Annotated in this window: 16 protein-coding genes; 8 read left to right on the top strand and 8 right to left on the bottom strand. The window is 71.4% G+C overall.

Annotated features, from left to right (window positions below; all coding sequences use genetic code 11):
• The first annotated feature begins 34 nt into the window (after positions 1 to 34).
• Genes DAI20_RS06775 through DAI20_RS06760 form a run of 4 tightly spaced genes read left to right on the top strand, consistent with a single transcriptional unit; the run spans position 35 to position 3,394 of the window.
• Positions 35 to 547 (top strand): GtrA family protein, encoded by a 513-nt coding sequence (locus DAI20_RS06775; protein WP_240605953.1) that lies wholly within the window; start codon positions 35 to 37, stop codon positions 545 to 547.
• Complete coding sequence (locus DAI20_RS06770) at positions 544 to 1,401, top strand: glycosyltransferase family 2 protein (RefSeq protein ID WP_108249844.1); 858 nt, start codon at positions 544 to 546, stop codon at positions 1,399 to 1,401. Before DAI20_RS06775 ends, DAI20_RS06770 begins: the two co-directional genes overlap by 4 nt.
• On the top strand, positions 1,398 to 2,441 hold the full coding sequence (locus DAI20_RS06765; protein ID WP_108249843.1) for a glycosyltransferase: 1,044 nt from the start codon (positions 1,398 to 1,400) through the stop codon (positions 2,439 to 2,441). The genes DAI20_RS06770 and DAI20_RS06765 overlap by 4 nt, the downstream gene beginning before the upstream one ends.
• Positions 2,438 to 3,394, top strand: coding sequence for an NAD-dependent epimerase/dehydratase family protein (locus DAI20_RS06760; RefSeq protein ID WP_108249842.1), 957 nt, complete (start codon positions 2,438 to 2,440; stop codon positions 3,392 to 3,394). Before DAI20_RS06765 ends, DAI20_RS06760 begins: the two co-directional genes overlap by 4 nt.
• Positions 3,395 to 3,779: 385 nt before the next feature.
• Here the strand turns inward: DAI20_RS06760 and rfbA are convergent, their stop codons facing one another.
• Positions 3,780 to 4,640, bottom strand: a complete 861-nt coding sequence (gene rfbA / locus DAI20_RS06755) for a glucose-1-phosphate thymidylyltransferase RfbA (protein WP_108249841.1) — start codon at positions 4,638 to 4,640, stop codon at positions 3,780 to 3,782.
• Complete coding sequence (locus DAI20_RS06750) at positions 4,640 to 5,254, bottom strand: dTDP-4-dehydrorhamnose 3,5-epimerase family protein (protein ID WP_108249840.1); 615 nt, start codon at positions 5,252 to 5,254, stop codon at positions 4,640 to 4,642. Before DAI20_RS06750 ends, rfbA begins: the two co-directional genes overlap by 1 nt.
• 128 nt (positions 5,255 to 5,382) lie before the next feature.
• On the opposite strand from DAI20_RS06750, the gene rfbB reads away from it, so the two are divergent.
• The 3 genes from rfbB to DAI20_RS06735 all read left to right on the top strand — a co-directional run bounded on the left by rfbB (position 5,383) and on the right by DAI20_RS06735 (position 8,589).
• A complete protein-coding gene (gene rfbB / locus DAI20_RS06745) occupies positions 5,383 to 6,372 on the top strand; it encodes a dTDP-glucose 4,6-dehydratase (RefSeq protein ID WP_108249839.1) in 990 nt (329 codons plus the stop codon).
• 14 nt (positions 6,373 to 6,386) lie between these two features.
• Positions 6,387 to 7,232, top strand: coding sequence for a dTDP-4-dehydrorhamnose reductase (rfbD, locus tag DAI20_RS06740; RefSeq protein ID WP_108250543.1), 846 nt, complete (start codon positions 6,387 to 6,389; stop codon positions 7,230 to 7,232).
• 223 nt (positions 7,233 to 7,455) lie between these two features.
• Positions 7,456 to 8,589, top strand: coding sequence for a glycosyltransferase family 4 protein (locus DAI20_RS06735; protein ID WP_240605952.1), 1,134 nt, complete (start codon positions 7,456 to 7,458; stop codon positions 8,587 to 8,589).
• A 75-nt stretch (positions 8,590 to 8,664) separates the two neighbouring features.
• Here DAI20_RS06735 and DAI20_RS06730 read toward each other — a convergent pair whose 3' ends face one another.
• From DAI20_RS06730 to DAI20_RS06715, 4 genes are read right to left on the bottom strand one after another with little or no spacing between them, the layout of a single operon-like run.
• Positions 8,665 to 9,165 (bottom strand): tetratricopeptide repeat protein, encoded by a 501-nt coding sequence (locus tag DAI20_RS06730; RefSeq protein WP_240605951.1) that lies wholly within the window; start codon positions 9,163 to 9,165, stop codon positions 8,665 to 8,667.
• 42 nt (positions 9,166 to 9,207) lie between these two features.
• The gene (locus tag DAI20_RS06725; protein ID WP_108249838.1) at positions 9,208 to 10,575 is read right to left on the bottom strand and encodes an LCP family protein; all 1,368 of its coding nucleotides are present in this window, start codon (positions 10,573 to 10,575) and stop codon (positions 9,208 to 9,210) included.
• Positions 10,576 to 10,585: 10 nt separating this feature from the next.
• A complete protein-coding gene (purE, locus tag DAI20_RS06720; RefSeq protein WP_108250540.1) occupies positions 10,586 to 11,137 on the bottom strand; it encodes a 5-(carboxyamino)imidazole ribonucleotide mutase in 552 nt (183 codons plus the stop codon).
• Between the two features lie 17 nt (positions 11,138 to 11,154).
• A complete protein-coding gene (locus DAI20_RS06715) occupies positions 11,155 to 12,285 on the bottom strand; it encodes a 5-(carboxyamino)imidazole ribonucleotide synthase (RefSeq protein ID WP_108250539.1) in 1,131 nt (376 codons plus the stop codon).
• Between the two features lie 100 nt (positions 12,286 to 12,385).
• Between DAI20_RS06715 and DAI20_RS06710 the strand changes: the two genes are divergently transcribed.
• Positions 12,386 to 12,931 carry a GtrA family protein gene (locus DAI20_RS06710; RefSeq protein WP_240605950.1) on the top strand — a complete coding sequence of 182 codons (546 nt, stop codon included), beginning with the start codon at positions 12,386 to 12,388 and terminating at the stop codon, positions 12,929 to 12,931.
• Positions 12,932 to 13,057: 126 nt separating this feature from the next.
• Here the strand turns inward: DAI20_RS06710 and DAI20_RS06705 are convergent, their stop codons facing one another.
• A complete protein-coding gene (locus DAI20_RS06705) occupies positions 13,058 to 14,380 on the bottom strand; it encodes a UDP-glucose dehydrogenase family protein (RefSeq protein WP_108250537.1) in 1,323 nt (440 codons plus the stop codon).
• 33 nt (positions 14,381 to 14,413) lie between these two features.
• On the bottom strand, positions 14,414 to 15,016 hold the full coding sequence (locus DAI20_RS06700; RefSeq protein WP_240605949.1) for a PH domain-containing protein: 603 nt from the start codon (positions 15,014 to 15,016) through the stop codon (positions 14,414 to 14,416).
• Positions 15,017 to 15,019 lie beyond the last annotated feature (3 nt).

The following is a 15,019-nucleotide window of genomic DNA, read 5'->3' as shown; positions in this document are numbered from 1 at the left end:
GGACAGCGCAAGCGCGACGAGGAATGCAGGACAGATGACAGCGGACGACGACGCCACCGGCATCCCGGCGCCGCCCGCGGGCATGACCGGAGCGGCGGGGCCGCTGCTCCGCATCGTCAAGAACCAGAAGGTTGCGTTCCTGCTCGTCGGCGGCGCCAACACCGCCATCGGCTTCCTGCTCTTCGTGTTCTTCGAGCTGACCGTCGGGGTGCGCTTCGGCTACTTCGCGACGCTCGCCTGCGCGCACGTCTGCGCCGTGCTGTGCGCGTTCTTCCTCTACCGCCGCTTCGTCTTCCGCGTGCAGGGCCACTTCTTCCGCGACCTCGCCCGGTTCGAGCTGGTCTACCTCGCCTCGCTCGGCGTCAACTTCCTCCTTCTGCCGCTGCTCGTCGAGATCGTCGGCCTCCCCGTCATTCCCGCCCAGGCCCTCATCGTGTTCGTGACCGCGCTCATGAGCTTCGTGGGGCACAAGGGCTTCTCGTTTCGCCGCCCGGCGGCCGCGGCCACCGCGGACACCGTCGCCGACCCGAAAGGATCCGGCTCATGACCGACCCGGTACCCCGCGTCTCCATAGTGATACCGGCATACAACAACGCCGACTATCTGCAGGAGACCATCGACTCCGTGCTCGCCCAGACATACACGGACTTCGAGGTGGTCGTCTCCGACCACTCGTCGACCGACGGCACGGCCGAGGTGATGCGCCGCTACGAGTCCGACCCGCGCTTCACCCTGCTCACCACGGAGGCGGGCGGCGGTGCGCTGCGCAACTGGAACCGGGTGAGCCAGGCCGCGCGCGGCACCTATCTGAAGCTCGTCTGCGGCGATGATCTGCTCTACCCGGAGATCCTGCGCCTCCAGGTCGAGGCCCTCGACGCCAACCCGGACGCCACCATCGCGGCGTCGCCCCGCGACATCGTCGACGCGAACAGCCGGCCGGTCATCAAGGACCGCGGTCTCGGCGGCAAGGTGGGCACCCACCTGGGCGCCGAGATCGTCCGCGCCAGCGTGCGCGCCGGCACCAACCTGTTCGGCGAGCCCGGTTGCGTGCTGATGCGCCGCGCCGACCTCGAGGCGGAGGGCTGGTGGGACTCCCGCTGGCCCTACCTCATCGACCAGACCACGAGCTCCCGCGTCGCCCTGCGCGGTTCGTTCGTGGGCGTCGGGACGAAGGCGCTCGCGGGCTTCCGCATCTCGGACAGCCAGTGGAGCGTGCGCCTGGCCAAGCAGCAGAGCGAGGCCGCGGCCGGCTTCCACCGCTGGATGCACGAGACCCACCCGGAGGTGGTGAGCCGCGCCGACGTGCTCGTCGGCAACGCCCGCGCCCGGGCCATGGCCGCCGCCCGCAGGCTCGCCTACATCTACCTGAAGCAGCGCATGTCGCGCGGGGTCGCGGCGTGAGCCGCCCCTGGAATGCGGACGACGGGCGCCAGGGTGCGCCCCTCGCCTCCGTCGAGCGCGCCGATCACAGCGTCTCCGTCGTCGTTCCCGTCTACCAGGGCGAGAAGACCCTGCCCGCGCTGATGCGGGAGATCGAGGCGCTCACGACCCCGAGGCTCACCCCGGGCGGCCACAGCTTCGCCGTCACCGAGGTGCTGCTCGTGCACGACAACGGCCCGGACGACTCCGCATCCGTGCTGCGCCGGCTCGAGGGCGAGTACGACTTCGTGCGCGCCATCTGGCTCAGCAAGAACTTCGGCCAGCACGCCGCGACCCTCGCGGGCATGGCATCCACCGGTGGCGACTGGGTGGTCACCCTCGACGAGGACGGGCAGCACGATCCGGCCTACATCGGCGACATGCTCGACGTCGCCATGGCCGACCAGGCGTCCATCGTCTACGCCAGGCCCACGAACGCGCCGTCGCACGGGTTCCTGCGCAACACCGCCTCCCGCGGGGCGAAGTGGATCCTCAACCAGCTCTCCTCCGCCAACGCGAGCCAGTACCAGAGCTACCGCTTCCTGCTGGGCAGCGTCGCGCGGAGCGTCGCCGCGTACGCGGGATCCGGCGTCTACCTCGACCTCGCCCTCGGCTGGGTGGCGAAGGGCGCGAGCCAGTGCGACGTGCGGCTGCGCGACGAGGGCGACCGCACCAGCGGCTACTCCGCCCGCCGGCTGTTCTCGCACTTCTGGCGCATGGTGCTCTCCAGCGGCACGCGCGGCCTGCGGGTCGTGAGCGCCATCGGCGTGCTGTTCTTCGTGCTCGCGATCGTCGTGACGGTCATCATCTTCATCGGGCGCTTCACGCAGAACGACGTGCCCGAGGGCTGGGCGTCGACCATCGTGGCCGTGCTCGTCAGCTCCGGTGCGATCCTCTTCTCGCTCGGCATCATCGCCGAGTACATCGGGGTGGCCGTGAGCACCGCGCAGGGCCGCCCGCCGTACCTCATCGTGCGCGACCCGCACGACGGACCGCTCGGGCGTCCGCCGTACCGCCCATGACCGTCGCGGTGTGGGTGGTCGGGGCGCGCGGCCAGCTCGGCCGCGCGGTCTCCCGGGCGTTCGCCGCATCCGCCGGCCACGACCTGCTGACCGCCGACCCGCTGCCGTGGGCCGCCGAGCAGGAGGAGTTCGAGGCCGCAGCCCGGCGTGCGGCGAGCGCGCTCCGGGAGCGCACGGACCGCGGCGCGGAGTGGCTCGTCGCCTGGTGCGCGGGCGCCGCCGTCACGGGGAGCACCGAGGAGCAGCTCGAGCGGGAGCTCGGCCAGCTGGCGACCGTCCTCCGCGTGCTCCGGGAGCACGGCCCCGCCGGGCGCGCCGTCGGCTCGATCTTCTACGCCTCCTCCGCGGGCGGCGTCTACGCCGGCTCGGCCGCGCCGCCCTTCACCGAGGAGACCGCACCGTCGCCGCTCGCCCCCTACGGGCACGCGAAGCTGCGGGCGGAGGCGCTGGTGACGGGCTTCGCCGAGGAGACGGGCGCGCGCGCCCTGATCGGCCGCATCGCGAACATCTACGGTCCGGCGCAATCGCTGCAGAAGGCGCAGGGACTCATCAGCCACCTCGCCAAGGCGCAGCTGACGCCCAACCCCGCATCCATCTACGTGCCGCTCGAGACCGTGCGCGACTACATCTACGCGGACGACTGCGCCGCCCTCATCGCCGACGCGGTGCAGCGGCTCGAGCACTGCGCGCCCGGCACGACCGTCGTGAAGATCCTCGCCTCGCACCAGCCGGTGACCATCGCGACCCTGCTCGGGCTGCTCCGCGCGATCGCGAAGGCCCGCCCGAACGTGATGCTCGGCTCCTCCCCCGTCGCCAATTACCAGGCAGTGGACCTCCGGCTCCGCTCGGTCGTCTGGCCCGACCTCGACCACCGAGACCTGCTGCCCCTCCCCGCGGGCATCAACAACGTCATGACGGCCCTCCGCACCGCGATGCAGGAGGGCGCCCTATAGGGCCCTCCGCGAGCCCGTAGGCGCCGCGCAGCGCTCGGCGCATACGGTCCCTGAGGGCTGCCGGAGGTCCGAAACCGCTAACCCGCCGACGGACGCGCCCCACGGTCCCTGAGCTCGTCGAAGGGACGGAACCGGCGCTGCGAGCGTCCCTTCGACAAGCTCAGGGACCGTGCTGGTGCCGGCAGGACACCGGTGCCGGGTGGGCTCAACGCAACTCAGCAGATCTGCCGCAACTCAGCAGACCCGGCGACGCAACTCAGCAGGATCAGGACGACACGCCGCTTGCGGGGCCTCCGCGGCGGCGTGTCGGTCGTGTTCTGCTGAATTGCGTTCGTTCTGCTGAATTGCGTCGCTGGCCGCACGCACACCCCCCGCAGGGGCGGGACTAGGACGCGAGCTGCAGGAGGTAGGTGCCGTAGCCGCTCTTCACCAGCGGCTTCGCCAGGGCAAGCAGCTGCTCCTTGTCGATCCAGCCCGCGCGGAACGCGATCTCCTCGATGCAGCCGATCTTGTGGCCCTGGCGGTCCTCGATGACGCGCACGTACTCGGACGCCTGCATCATGCTCTCGAACGTGCCGGTGTCCAGCCACGCGGTGCCGCGGTCGAGCACCTGAACCTTGAGCGTGCCCTGCGACAGGTAGTGGTCGTTGACCGCGGTGATCTCGAGCTCGCCGCGGGCGCTCGGCTTCACCGACTTCGCCACCTCGACGACGGTGTTGTCGTAGAAGTAGAGGCCGGGTACGGCGTAGTTGCTCTTCGGGTGCTCCGGCTTCTCCTCGATGGAGACCGCGGTGAAGTCGTCGTCGAACTCGACGACCCCGTAGGCCCGCGGCTCGGCGACGTGGTACGCGAAGATGCGCGCGCCCTCGATGTCCGCGTTCGAGCGCAGCGAGGTGCCGAGGCCGGCCCCGTGGAAGATGTTGTCGCCGAGCACGAGGGCGACCGACTCGTCGCCGATGAACTCCTCGCCGATGATGAAGGCCTGCGCGAGGCCGTCCGGGGACGGTTGCACGGCGTACTCGATGACCATGCCGAGGTCGGATCCGTCGCCCAGCAGCGCCTGGAACTGCGAGTTGTACTCGGGGGTCGTGATGATGAGCACCTCGCGGATGCCCGCCATCATGAGCGTCGAGAGGGGGTAGTAGATCATCGGCTTGTCGTAGATGGGCATCAGCTGCTTCGAGATGCCCTTCGTGATCGGCCAGAGCCGCGTGCCGGATCCCCCGGCCAGGATGATGCCGCGCATCAGCGGGACACCTTCTCGCCGAGCGACGCGTAGAAGGCGCGGACGGCCTCCCAGGAGGGCAGCAGCCCCTGGCGCTCCGCCTCCTCGAGGGTCGGCGCCTCCAGGTCCTTCGGGGAGAGCAGCGGCTCTCCCGCCTCGGCCGGGAAGGTCAGGCCGACGGCGGGGTCGAGCGGGGTGATGCCGTGCTCGGCCTGCGGGCGGTACACGTCGCTGACCAGGTAGCTCACGGTGGCGTCCTCGGTGAGCGCGACGAACGCGTGGCCCAGGCCCTCGGAGAGGTAGGCGGCGCGGCGGTCGACGTCGTCGAGCAGCACGCTGTCCCACTGGCCGAAGGTCGGCGAGCCGACCCGGATGTCGACGATGTAGTCGAGCACGGCGCCGTGGGTCACGGTGACGTACTTCGCCTGGCCCACCGGCACGTCGGCGAAGTGGATGCCGCGCACCACACCCCGCTTCGACACCGAGGTGTTCGCCTGGCGGAGGGTCAGCGGGTGCCCGATGCGCTCCTCGAGCAGATCGAAGCGGTACCACTCGAGGAAGAGTCCCCGATCGTCCGCCCGCTGCACGGGGGTCACCTCGTAGCTGTCGGGGATGGCCAGTTCGCGGATCTGCACCCGGGAAGTCTACCCATCCCCTTCCTCCCGGGACCGACGCCCGCCCCCGCGCGGCGGGGCCACGGGCGGGCGACACCCTAGGATGGTCTCTCGATCCGGCACAGCGAATACCAGAGGAATCGTCTTTCGTGAAAATTCTCGTCACCGGCGGCGCCGGCTTCATCGGCTCCAACTTCGTACGGCACGCACTGAACGACGACTACCCCGGCCTGGAGGGCGTGGAGGTCGTCGTTCTCGACGCCCTGACCTACTCCGGCAACCCGGCGAACCTCGCCCCGGTCTCCTCCTCCCCGCGCTTCCGCTTCGTGCACGGCGACATCCGCCACGAGGGCGTGCTCGACGAGCTGATGCCGACGGTCGACGCCGTCGTGCACTTCGCGGCGGAGAGCCACGTCGACCGCTCGGTGCGCGACGCCAGCATCTTCGTGGAGACCAACGTGCTCGGCACCCAGAAGCTGCTGGACGCCGCGCTGCGCAACGGGGTCGAGCGCTTCGTGCACGTGTCGACGGACGAGGTGTACGGCTCCATCACGGAGGGGTCGTGGACCGAGGAGCACATCCTCGAGCCGAACTCCCCGTACTCGGCCTCGAAGGCCGGCAGCGACCTCCTCGCCCGCAGCTACCACCGCACGCACGGTCTCAACGTGTCGATCACGCGCTGCTCGAACAACTACGGGCCGTACCACTTCCCCGAGAAGCTCATCCCCCTCTTCGTCACGAACCTCATCGAGGGCAAGCACGTGCCGCTGTACGGCAAGGGCGAGAACGTGCGCGACTGGCTGCACGTCGACGACCACTGCCGTGGCATCGCCCTCGTGCTGGTCAAGGGCCTCGCCGGCGAGATCTACAACATCGGCGGGGGAACCGAGCTGACCAACGTCGAGATCACCCAGCTGCTGCTCGACGAGTTCGGCCAAGACTGGTCCGTCGTCGACCGGGTAGAGGACCGCAAGGGCCACGACCTCCGCTACTCCGTCGACATCGCGAAGATCAGCGCCGAGCTCGGCTACGCCCCGCAGGTGCCGTTCGCCACCGGTCTCGCCGAGGTCGTGCAGTGGTACCGCGACAACGAGCAGTGGTGGAAGCCGCTGAAGGAGCGCGCCGCGCTCTCGCAGTGAGCACGGCCATCCCCATGACGTATCTCATCACCGGCGCGACCGGCATGCTCGGCGCCGACCTGCAGTCCGTGCTCTCGGGGAGGCCGGTGACGGCCCTCGGCCGCGCCGACCTCGACGTGACGGACGCCGACGCCGTGCGCGCGGCCGTGGCGGGTCACGACGTGATCATCAACGCCGCGGCGTACACCAGGGTCGACGACGCCGAGACGCACGAGGACGAGGCCTACGCGGTGAACGCGACCGGCGCCGCCGTGCTCGCCGCCGCAGCGGCGGAGACCGGTGCCGCGCTCGTGCAGGTCTCCACGGACTACGTCTTCAACGGCCGGGCCACGAGCCCGTACTCCGAGGACGAGCAGCACGACCCGATCTCGGCGTACGGACGCACGAAGGCCGAGGGCGAGCGTCTCGCCCTGCAGAACAACCCCGGCCGCACCTACATCGTGCGCACCGCCTGGCTCTACGGCGCCAACGGACCGAACTTCCCGCGCACCATGCTCCGGCTCGCGGCGGACCGCGAGGTCGTGAGCGTCGTGAACGACCAGTACGGCCAGCCGACCTGGACCGCGGACCTCGCCGCGCAGATCGTGGCGATGCTCGACGCGGGCGCACCCGCCGGCGTCTACCACGGCACGAACTCCGGCCGGGCCAGCTGGTTCGACTTCGCGCAGGCCGTCTTCCTCGCGAACGGCCTCGACCCCGACCGGGTGAAGCCGACGGACAGCTCCACCTTCCAGCGCCCGGCGCCGCGTCCCGCCTTCTCGGTGCTCGGCCACTCCGGCTGGGAGCGCGCGGGCCTCGCCCCGATGCGCGACTGGAAGGACGCCCTCGCGGACGCGGTGCGCAGCGGCGTGTTCGCCTAGGCGCCTTCCCGGCAAGTCGACGGTTCTTCCGCTCGGCCGCCTCCCCGCCGTCCGCCTCCCCGCCGTGCGGTTGCGCCTTTCGCGACGCCGCGCCCGCGGGGCTCCTGAGCCTCGCGGGGGGCGCGGTCTACGCTGGGAGCGCCCCCGATTCGCGGGCGCGACAGCGCCCGGGAATCGTGCCTCCCTCCCCCCACCGGGGCGGCCGACCCAGGAGTTGCGCTACGTGACGACGACCCTCCGCGTGATCGTTGACCAGATGGTCGCCCCCGTGCCGGGCGTCGTCGGCCGGTACACGGAGGATCTCACCCGGCAGCTGATCGTGACCGCACCCCGGGACTGCGAGGTCGAGGGCATCGTGTCCGCGTTGCCGCCTTCGGTGCAGGACGACCTGCGACGGCGGCTGCCCGGGCTCGGCGGACTGTACGTTGCGCCACTCGCGCGCCGGGAGCTCTCCCGCGCCTGGCAGCTCGGCCTGACGGCCGTCGGCGGCATGATCCACGCACCCAGCCTGCTGGCGCCGCTGCGCGGTCACGACCGGGTGAACGACGGCATGCAGGTCGTCGCGACCATCCACGACGTCGCCCCCTGGACCCATCCCGACACCCTGCGGCCGCAGGACGTGCGCTGGCACCGGGCCATGGCGAAGCGCGCGCGGCGCCACGCCGACGCCGTCGTGGTGCCGACGCATGCCGTCGCGGAGCAGCTCACCGAGTACCTCGACTTCGGCGACCGCCTGCGGGTGATCGGCGGGGCGGTCGGCTCCGCGATCGTGCCCCCCGCCGACCCGGATGCCCGGGCCGCAGCGCTCGGCCTGCCGCCCTACTTCCTCCTGACGTCGGGCACCCTGCAGCCGAGTGAGGGACTCGCCCCGCTCATCCGGGCGCTCGCCCGGCCGGAGACGCGCGACCTTCCCCTGCTCGTCATCGGGCCGCAGGGCTGGCGGGACCAGGACCTGGCGCGGGTCGCAGCGGAGGCGGGGGTCTCGCCGGAGCGCGTCCGCAGCCTCGGCTTCCTGTCCGACAGCGACCTCGCGCTCGTGCTGATGCGGGCGACCGTGTTCGTCTACCCGCCCCTGACCGAGGGCTTCGGCCTCCCCATGATCGAGGCCTTCTCCTTCGGCACGGCGGTCGTGCACTCGGACGCGCCCGCCCTCGTCGAGGTGGCCGCCGCGGCCGGCGTCGTCGTGGAGCGCGAGGACGCCGCCGGCTACCCCGATCGGCTCGCCGAGGCCATCGGCAGGGTGCTCGACGACCGCGGCCTGCGCGAGCGGCTCAGCATCGCGGGAACCGACCGCGCCCGCGCGTTCAGCTGGCGCGACTCCGCCGAGCGGGTCTGGCAGCTGCACGCCGACCTCTGAGCCCGAGCCGGATCCCCGGCGCGGGCGGCACACGCCGCCGGCGGCACACGGGCGCCGTGCGCGCCGGACCCGCCGTCAGTCGGCGGTGCGGGGGCGGACCAGGTCGTCGGCGTACGCGGACACCGAGCGCCCGTAGAGCGGCAGGGTGGGGGCCAGAGCCTTGAGCGCCACGCGCAGCGCCTCGTCCGTGCGACCGAGGTCGTGCAGCGCCAGGGCGAGGAACGCGTGTGCCGCCGCGCCGGTCAGGGCCGCGTCCTCGTCGTCGAACAGCTCGATGAGCAGGTCGACCGCCGCCGCCGGCTCGCCGATGTTCCGGAGTGAGCTCGCGAGCTGGATCACGGCCTGCGGGCGCCGGGGTCCGGTCAGGCCGGCGTCGAGCGCGAGGCGGTACAGCGGCACGGCCGCCGCCTCGCGGCCCAGGAAGTCGTGCACCGCGGCCCACTCGTAGACCGCGATGGGATCGGCCTGGGGACGCTCGTCCACCAGGTCCTTCATCTCGGACAGCATCAGGTCGGGACTCTGGTCGTCCGCGGACTCCCAGAACGACGCGATGCGGTCCTCCCACGATGCAGCCATACGAGAATCCTGGCAGAGCGCGGGGCGCTCCCCGACCGCCGGTCAGTCGCTCGCGGTGGAGCCCGTCCGGCCCGCGGGCGCGGTCGCGTCGGCGATGGTGGTGTGGATGAGGTCGAAGTCCGGCGCGGCGGGGTCGATGAGCGGCGGCACGATCTCGAGGTCCGTGATCGGCTCGCTGCGCGCCTTGAGCGCCAGCTGCGCGAAGTAGCCGAGCGCGGACTGCGGGATATCGGTCTTGACGACCTGGGTGCCCGCGTCGGCGACCGCCTGGAACTTGGTGAGCACGTTGAACGGCTCGAACTGCTTGAGGATCGCCTGCTGCACCTCGCGCTGGCGGGCCATGCGGTCGTAGTCGTTCGAGCCGTGGCGGGCGCGGGCGTACCAGAGCGCGTGGTAGCCGTCGAGCGTCTGCAGGCCGGGCTCCACCCAGCCGTCGACGTTGATCGGGTTGCCGTTCGCGTCCTCCTGGCCGCCGATGGGCTGCCGCTGCTTCACGTCGATGGTCACCCCGCCGAGCGCGTCGATGAGGTCGGAGAAGCCCTGCATGTCGATGAGCGCGTAGTACTGGATCGTGAGGCCGGTGACGCCCTCGGCCGCGTCGCGCATGGCCTCGATGCCGGGCTCGCTGCGCTGCTCCACGGCGTCCGGGTAGAGGTCTGTGCCGTACAGCTCGACCTCCGTGTAGATGGAGTTGAGCAGGCAGACATCGACGGCGCAGCGGCGGTACCCGTCCGGGTAGAGCGCCTGCATCGGTGACCCGTCCGAGAACGGCACGTCCTCGAGGTTGCGGGGCAGGCCGATCATGGTGGCCTTGCCGGTCGCCGCCTCGACGCTCACCACGGTGATGCTGTCCGGTCGAAGGCCCTCGCGGTCCACGCCGGCGTCGCCGCCGAGCAGCAGGATGTTGTAGCGGCCGTCGACAGCATCGGCGCTGGCGCCGTTGCCGAAGATGCCGCCGACGAAGCCCGCCTGCACCCCGGTCAGGTACGCCGCGTAGCTCGCCGTTCCGGCCGTGAAGACGAGGAGCAGGACGGCGAGCCCGGCGATGACGGGCCTCGCGGACGGTCTCGTGCGCACGAGCCGGGCGAGCCGGATGGTGTCGACCGTGAGCACGATCCAGAGCGCCGCGTAGGCGATCAGGAGCACCTGGAGCACGACGAGCGGGACGCCCATGGTCACGGTGGAGAAGAGGAGCTGCGGGGCGACGAAGTACGCGACGACGGCCGCGACCGCGAACAGCCAGAGCAAGAGGGTCGCCCCGAGGCCGAACCGGCCGAGCCGCCGGCTGCCGGCGAGCACCTGCGCCGAGCCGGGGATGAGGACGTTCATGCCGACCAGCCACCAGCCGCGCCTGGTCATCAGGTCGGCGGATCGGGTGTCCGGGTTGCGAAGGGGAGTCGTCGAGGTCATACGGAGAGGGCTACAGCCTGGCCTTGAGGGCGGCGTTCTTCTGCTCGACGAGCTCGGCGAGGCCGCTCGCGTGGTCGGCGAGACGCTGGGTGAGTTCGGGCCGGGCGGTCGCCAGGATCTTCGTCGCGAGGATGCCGGCGTTGCGCGCGCCACCGATGGAGACGGTCGCGACGGGCACCCCCGCGGGCATCTGCACGATGGAGAGGAGGGAGTCGAGGCCGTCCAGCCGCGCGAGCGGCACGGGCACCCCGATGACGGGCAGCGTCGTGACGGAGGCAAGCATGCCGGGAAGGTGGGCCGCTCCCCCGGCGCCCGCGATGATCACGCGGATGCCTCGCTCGTGGGCGCGGCGTCCGTAGTCGATCATTTTGTCAGGGGTCCGGTGGGCGGAGACGACCTCGACCTCGTACGGAACGCCGAACTCGGCGAGGGCCGCCGCGGCGTCGGTCATGACGTTCCAGTCGGAGTCTGAGCCCATGACGACGCCGACCTGGGGAGCCTCGGCCTCGGGTGCGGCCGCTCCGTCCTGCGTCCGGGCATGCGTAATCGGGGTTTCGGGCATGCGGACCATGCTAAGTCTCAGTCCTGGAAGAAGGCGGCTGCGGCGCGCGCCTGGTACACGACCTCGTCGAGGTCGGCGCCGACGGCCGTCACGTGCCCCACCTTGCGCCCGGGGCGCGGCTCCTTGCCGTAGTTGTGCACCTTCACGGCGGGCTGGTCGGCGAAGACGAGCGGGTAGCGGTCGTCGAGACCGCCCTCGGTCGGCCCGCCGAGCACGTTCACCATCACGGACCACGGCTCGCGCACCCCGGTGGCCCCGAGCGGCAGGTCGAGGACCGCCCGCAGGTGCTGCTCGAACTGGCTCGTCGTCGACCCGTCCATGGACCAGTGGCCGGTGTTGTGCGGGCGCATGGCGAGCTCGTTCACGAGCAGGCGGTCGTCCTGCGTCTCGAAGAGCTCGACGGCGAGCACGCCGGTGACGCCGACGCCCTCGGCGACCGCGTACGCGATGTCGGAGGCGACGGCCGACGCCCTGAGGGCGGCGCCGGGGGCCGGCGCGATCACCTCGGCGCAGACGCCGTCGCGCTGGATGGACTCCACGACGGGCCACGCGACGATCTCCCCGGAGGGGCGCCGGGCCACGGACTGCGCGAGCTCGCGCCGGAAGTCCACGAGCTCCTCGGCGAGGAGGGCGGAGTCGCCGTCCGGCAGCGCGGCGAACCAGTCGTCCGCGTCGTGCTCGTCCCGCACGACGCGCACGCCCTTGCCGTCGTAGCCGCCCCGCGGGGTCTTCACCACGGCGGCGCCGCCGTTGGCCCGCAGGAACGCGCCGAGCTCAGCGGCCGAGCGGACCGCCGCCCACTCGGGCACGGGGACGCCCAGCTCCATGAGGCGCTCGCGCATGACCAGCTTGTCCTGCGCGTAGCGGAGCGCGTCGGGTCCCGGCTGCACGGACACACCCGACTCGACGAGGGCGCGCAGCACGTCCTGGGGCACGTGCTCGTGGTCGAACGTAATGGCATCGACCCCGGCGGCGAACGCCAGCACCGTGTCCAGGTCGCGGTAGTCGCCCACCTGGGTGGCCGCGAGGGAGGCCGCCATCCCCTCGGACTCCGCGAGCACGCGCAGGTCGATCCCGAGGTTGATGGCCGCGGGGATCATCATCCGGGCGAGCTGCCCGCCGCCGATAACGCCGATTGTCCGAGTCATGATGCCCTTCGCCCGCCCGTGCGACAAGGGGGTGGGTCCTCGCCGGGGGATTATCCAGAATGGAGGGAATTAGACTCCCTACCGCCCCCTATTTTCGCCCATGGACGAAACGGATTGCGACCGCATGCAGAACGCCCCCACCAGCGCGCAGCAGCGGCTCATGTCGCAACTCGTGAAATTCGGGCTCGTCGGGGGCATCGGCTTCGTGCTGGACGTCGGCATCTTCACCGCGCTGCGGCTCACCGTGCTGAGCCCCGAGGCGATGCACGAGGGACCGCTGGTCGCGAAGGTCGTGTCGACGACGGTCGCCATCCTGGCCAACTGGATCGGCAACCGCTACTGGACCTTCGGCCCGCACCGCAGCTCGAACACCGCCCGCGAGGCCGTCGAGTTCCTCGTCGTCAGCCTGCTCGGCATGGGCATCGGGCTCGGCTGCCTGTGGGTGTCGCACTACGCGCTCGGGTTCACGTCCGTGCTCGCCGACAACATCTCGTCCAACGTGATCGGGCTCCTGCTCGGCTCGCTGTTCCGCTTCACGCTCTACCGGCACTGGGTGTACTCGCCGCGGCGGCAGAAGCGTCGCGCCGGCCGCCTCGGCGTTCCCGACGCGGGTCACGACGCGCTGGCCGCTCCCGCGAACGGCTGATCCCGCGCCCGCACATACGACTCCTGCCCAGGCACGAGGATCTCGCGCAGCTAAAAGCTGGGCAGGATCCCGCTGCCTGGGCAGGAGGAGGTGGGGTGGCGCCCGCGGAGGCGCGGGGTCCCGGTGCTACGGCCGGCCGAGCGCCCGGTAGGTCCAGCCGGCGTCGCGCCACTGGCTGGGAACGAGGCAGTTGCGGCCGTCGAGGATGGCGCGGTTGCCGACGATGCCGCCGAGCGTCTCCGGGTCGAGGTCGCGGTACTCCTGCCACTCGGTGAGGATGAGCACCGCATCCGCGCCCGCGGCGGCCTCCTCGACGGTCTCCACGAGGTGGAGGTCGTGGTTGCGCGCGCGGGAGGTCTCGATGGCCTCCGGGTCGGTCGCGACGACGATCGCCCCGCTCGACGCGAGCTCCGCGGCGACGGAGAGGGCGGGCGAGTCGCGCACGTCGTCGGAGTTCGGCTTGAAGGCGAGCCCGAGCACGGCGATGCGCTTACCGGTCAGGTCCCCGCCGACGACCTCGCGGGCGAGCTCGACCATGCGGGTGCGGCGGCGCAGGTTGATCGCGTCGACGTCGCTGAGGAAGCTGAGCGCCTGGTCGACGCCGAGCTCGTCGGCGCGCGCCATGAAGGCCCGGATGTCCTTCGGCAGGCAGCCGCCGCCGAAGCCGAGGCCGGCGTTCAGGAAGCGGCGGCCGATGCGCACATCGTGGCCGATCGCGTCAGCGAGCTGCGTGACGTCGGCGCCCGTCGCCTCGCACACCTCGGCCATGGCGTTGATGAACGAGATCTTGGTCGCGAGGAAGGCGTTGGCGCTGACCTTCACGAGCTCCGCCGTGGCGTAGTCGGTGACGATGCGCGGCGTGTCGTTCTCGAGCGCGACGGAGTAGACGGAGTCCAGCGCGGCCACGGCGGCGTCGCCGTCGCTGCCGGCGGGGACGCCGTAGACCAGGCGGTCGGGCGTGAGCGTGTCCTTGAGCGCGAAGCCCTCGCGCAGGAACTCGGGGTTCCAGGCGAGGATCGCGCCGGGCGCGCCCTCGACGACGCGCTGGGCGAGCCGGGCGGCGGTGCCGACCGGCACGGTGGACTTGCCGACCACGATGTCGCCGGCGCTCAGCACGGGAAGGAGCGCCTCGACGGCGGCGTCCACGTAGGTGAGGTCCGCGGCGTTGCTGCCCTTCTTCTGCGGCGTGCCCACCGCGACGAAGTGCACCTGAGCGCCGCGAGCGGCGGAGATGTCCGTGCTGAAGCTCAGCCGCCCCGAGGCGCGGATGTCGGCGAGCTTCTCGAGCAGCTCCGGGAGACCGGGCTCGAAGAACGGGGCCTCACCGCGGTTGAGCATCGCGATCTTGTTGGGGTCAACGTCCACACCCACGACCTCGTGACCCAGCTCGGCCATGCACACCGCGTGCACCGCTCCCAAGTAGCCACAGCCGATGACGGAAATCTTCATGCGCACAGCCTAGGCAATTCTGAGGAACAGAAATTACCGACCACCGTACGCCTGGGTTTCGTCGGGTGCGGCGCCCGGTCGCGACTCGTACTGCTGACGCCTCGAGGCCATCGGGTTCCCGTTCGCCTCCATCAGGTCCTGGAGCGCGCTGAGCACCAGATCCGCGTTCGGCACGTCCCGGAGCACGACCGGCGCCTCGAGCCCCGTGTTGATGCGCACGTCTCCGCTGCGGAACATGCTCTGCAGGGGGCGGCGGGTGACGCTGACGTCGTAGCCGCGGCTGTGCAGCAGCTCCTGCCTTACCCGGACGACGAGGCCACGCCGGAGCACGACCCGCTTCGTCGTGACGACGTAACGGTGACTCAGCCAGGAGAGCAGGGGCACCAGGCAGAACAGGACGACCGCGGCGGCGGCCGCCGCGTAGAGGGCGGTGACCTGCCACGGCTCCTCGAGCACCCCGCCGAAGTAGCCGGCGGCGCCCGCGATGGCGACGAGCAGGAGGCTCGGCAGCACGAGCACGCGACCGTGCGGCCGGAGCCGGGCGAGGATGCGCTCGGGCGGGTCCGGGCGCATCGGCTCGGCGTCCTGCGGGGTCTGCTGGCCGGAGGAGGGGAACGTGGAAACCTTCCTGGCCATGCC

Source organism: Planctomonas deserti, from assembly GCF_003067705.1.
Lineage (GTDB): Bacteria > Actinomycetota > Actinomycetes > Actinomycetales > Microbacteriaceae > Planctomonas > Planctomonas deserti.
The sequence above is the reverse complement of the archived record's forward strand: the minus strand, read 5'-3'. Positions and strand labels throughout refer to the sequence as shown.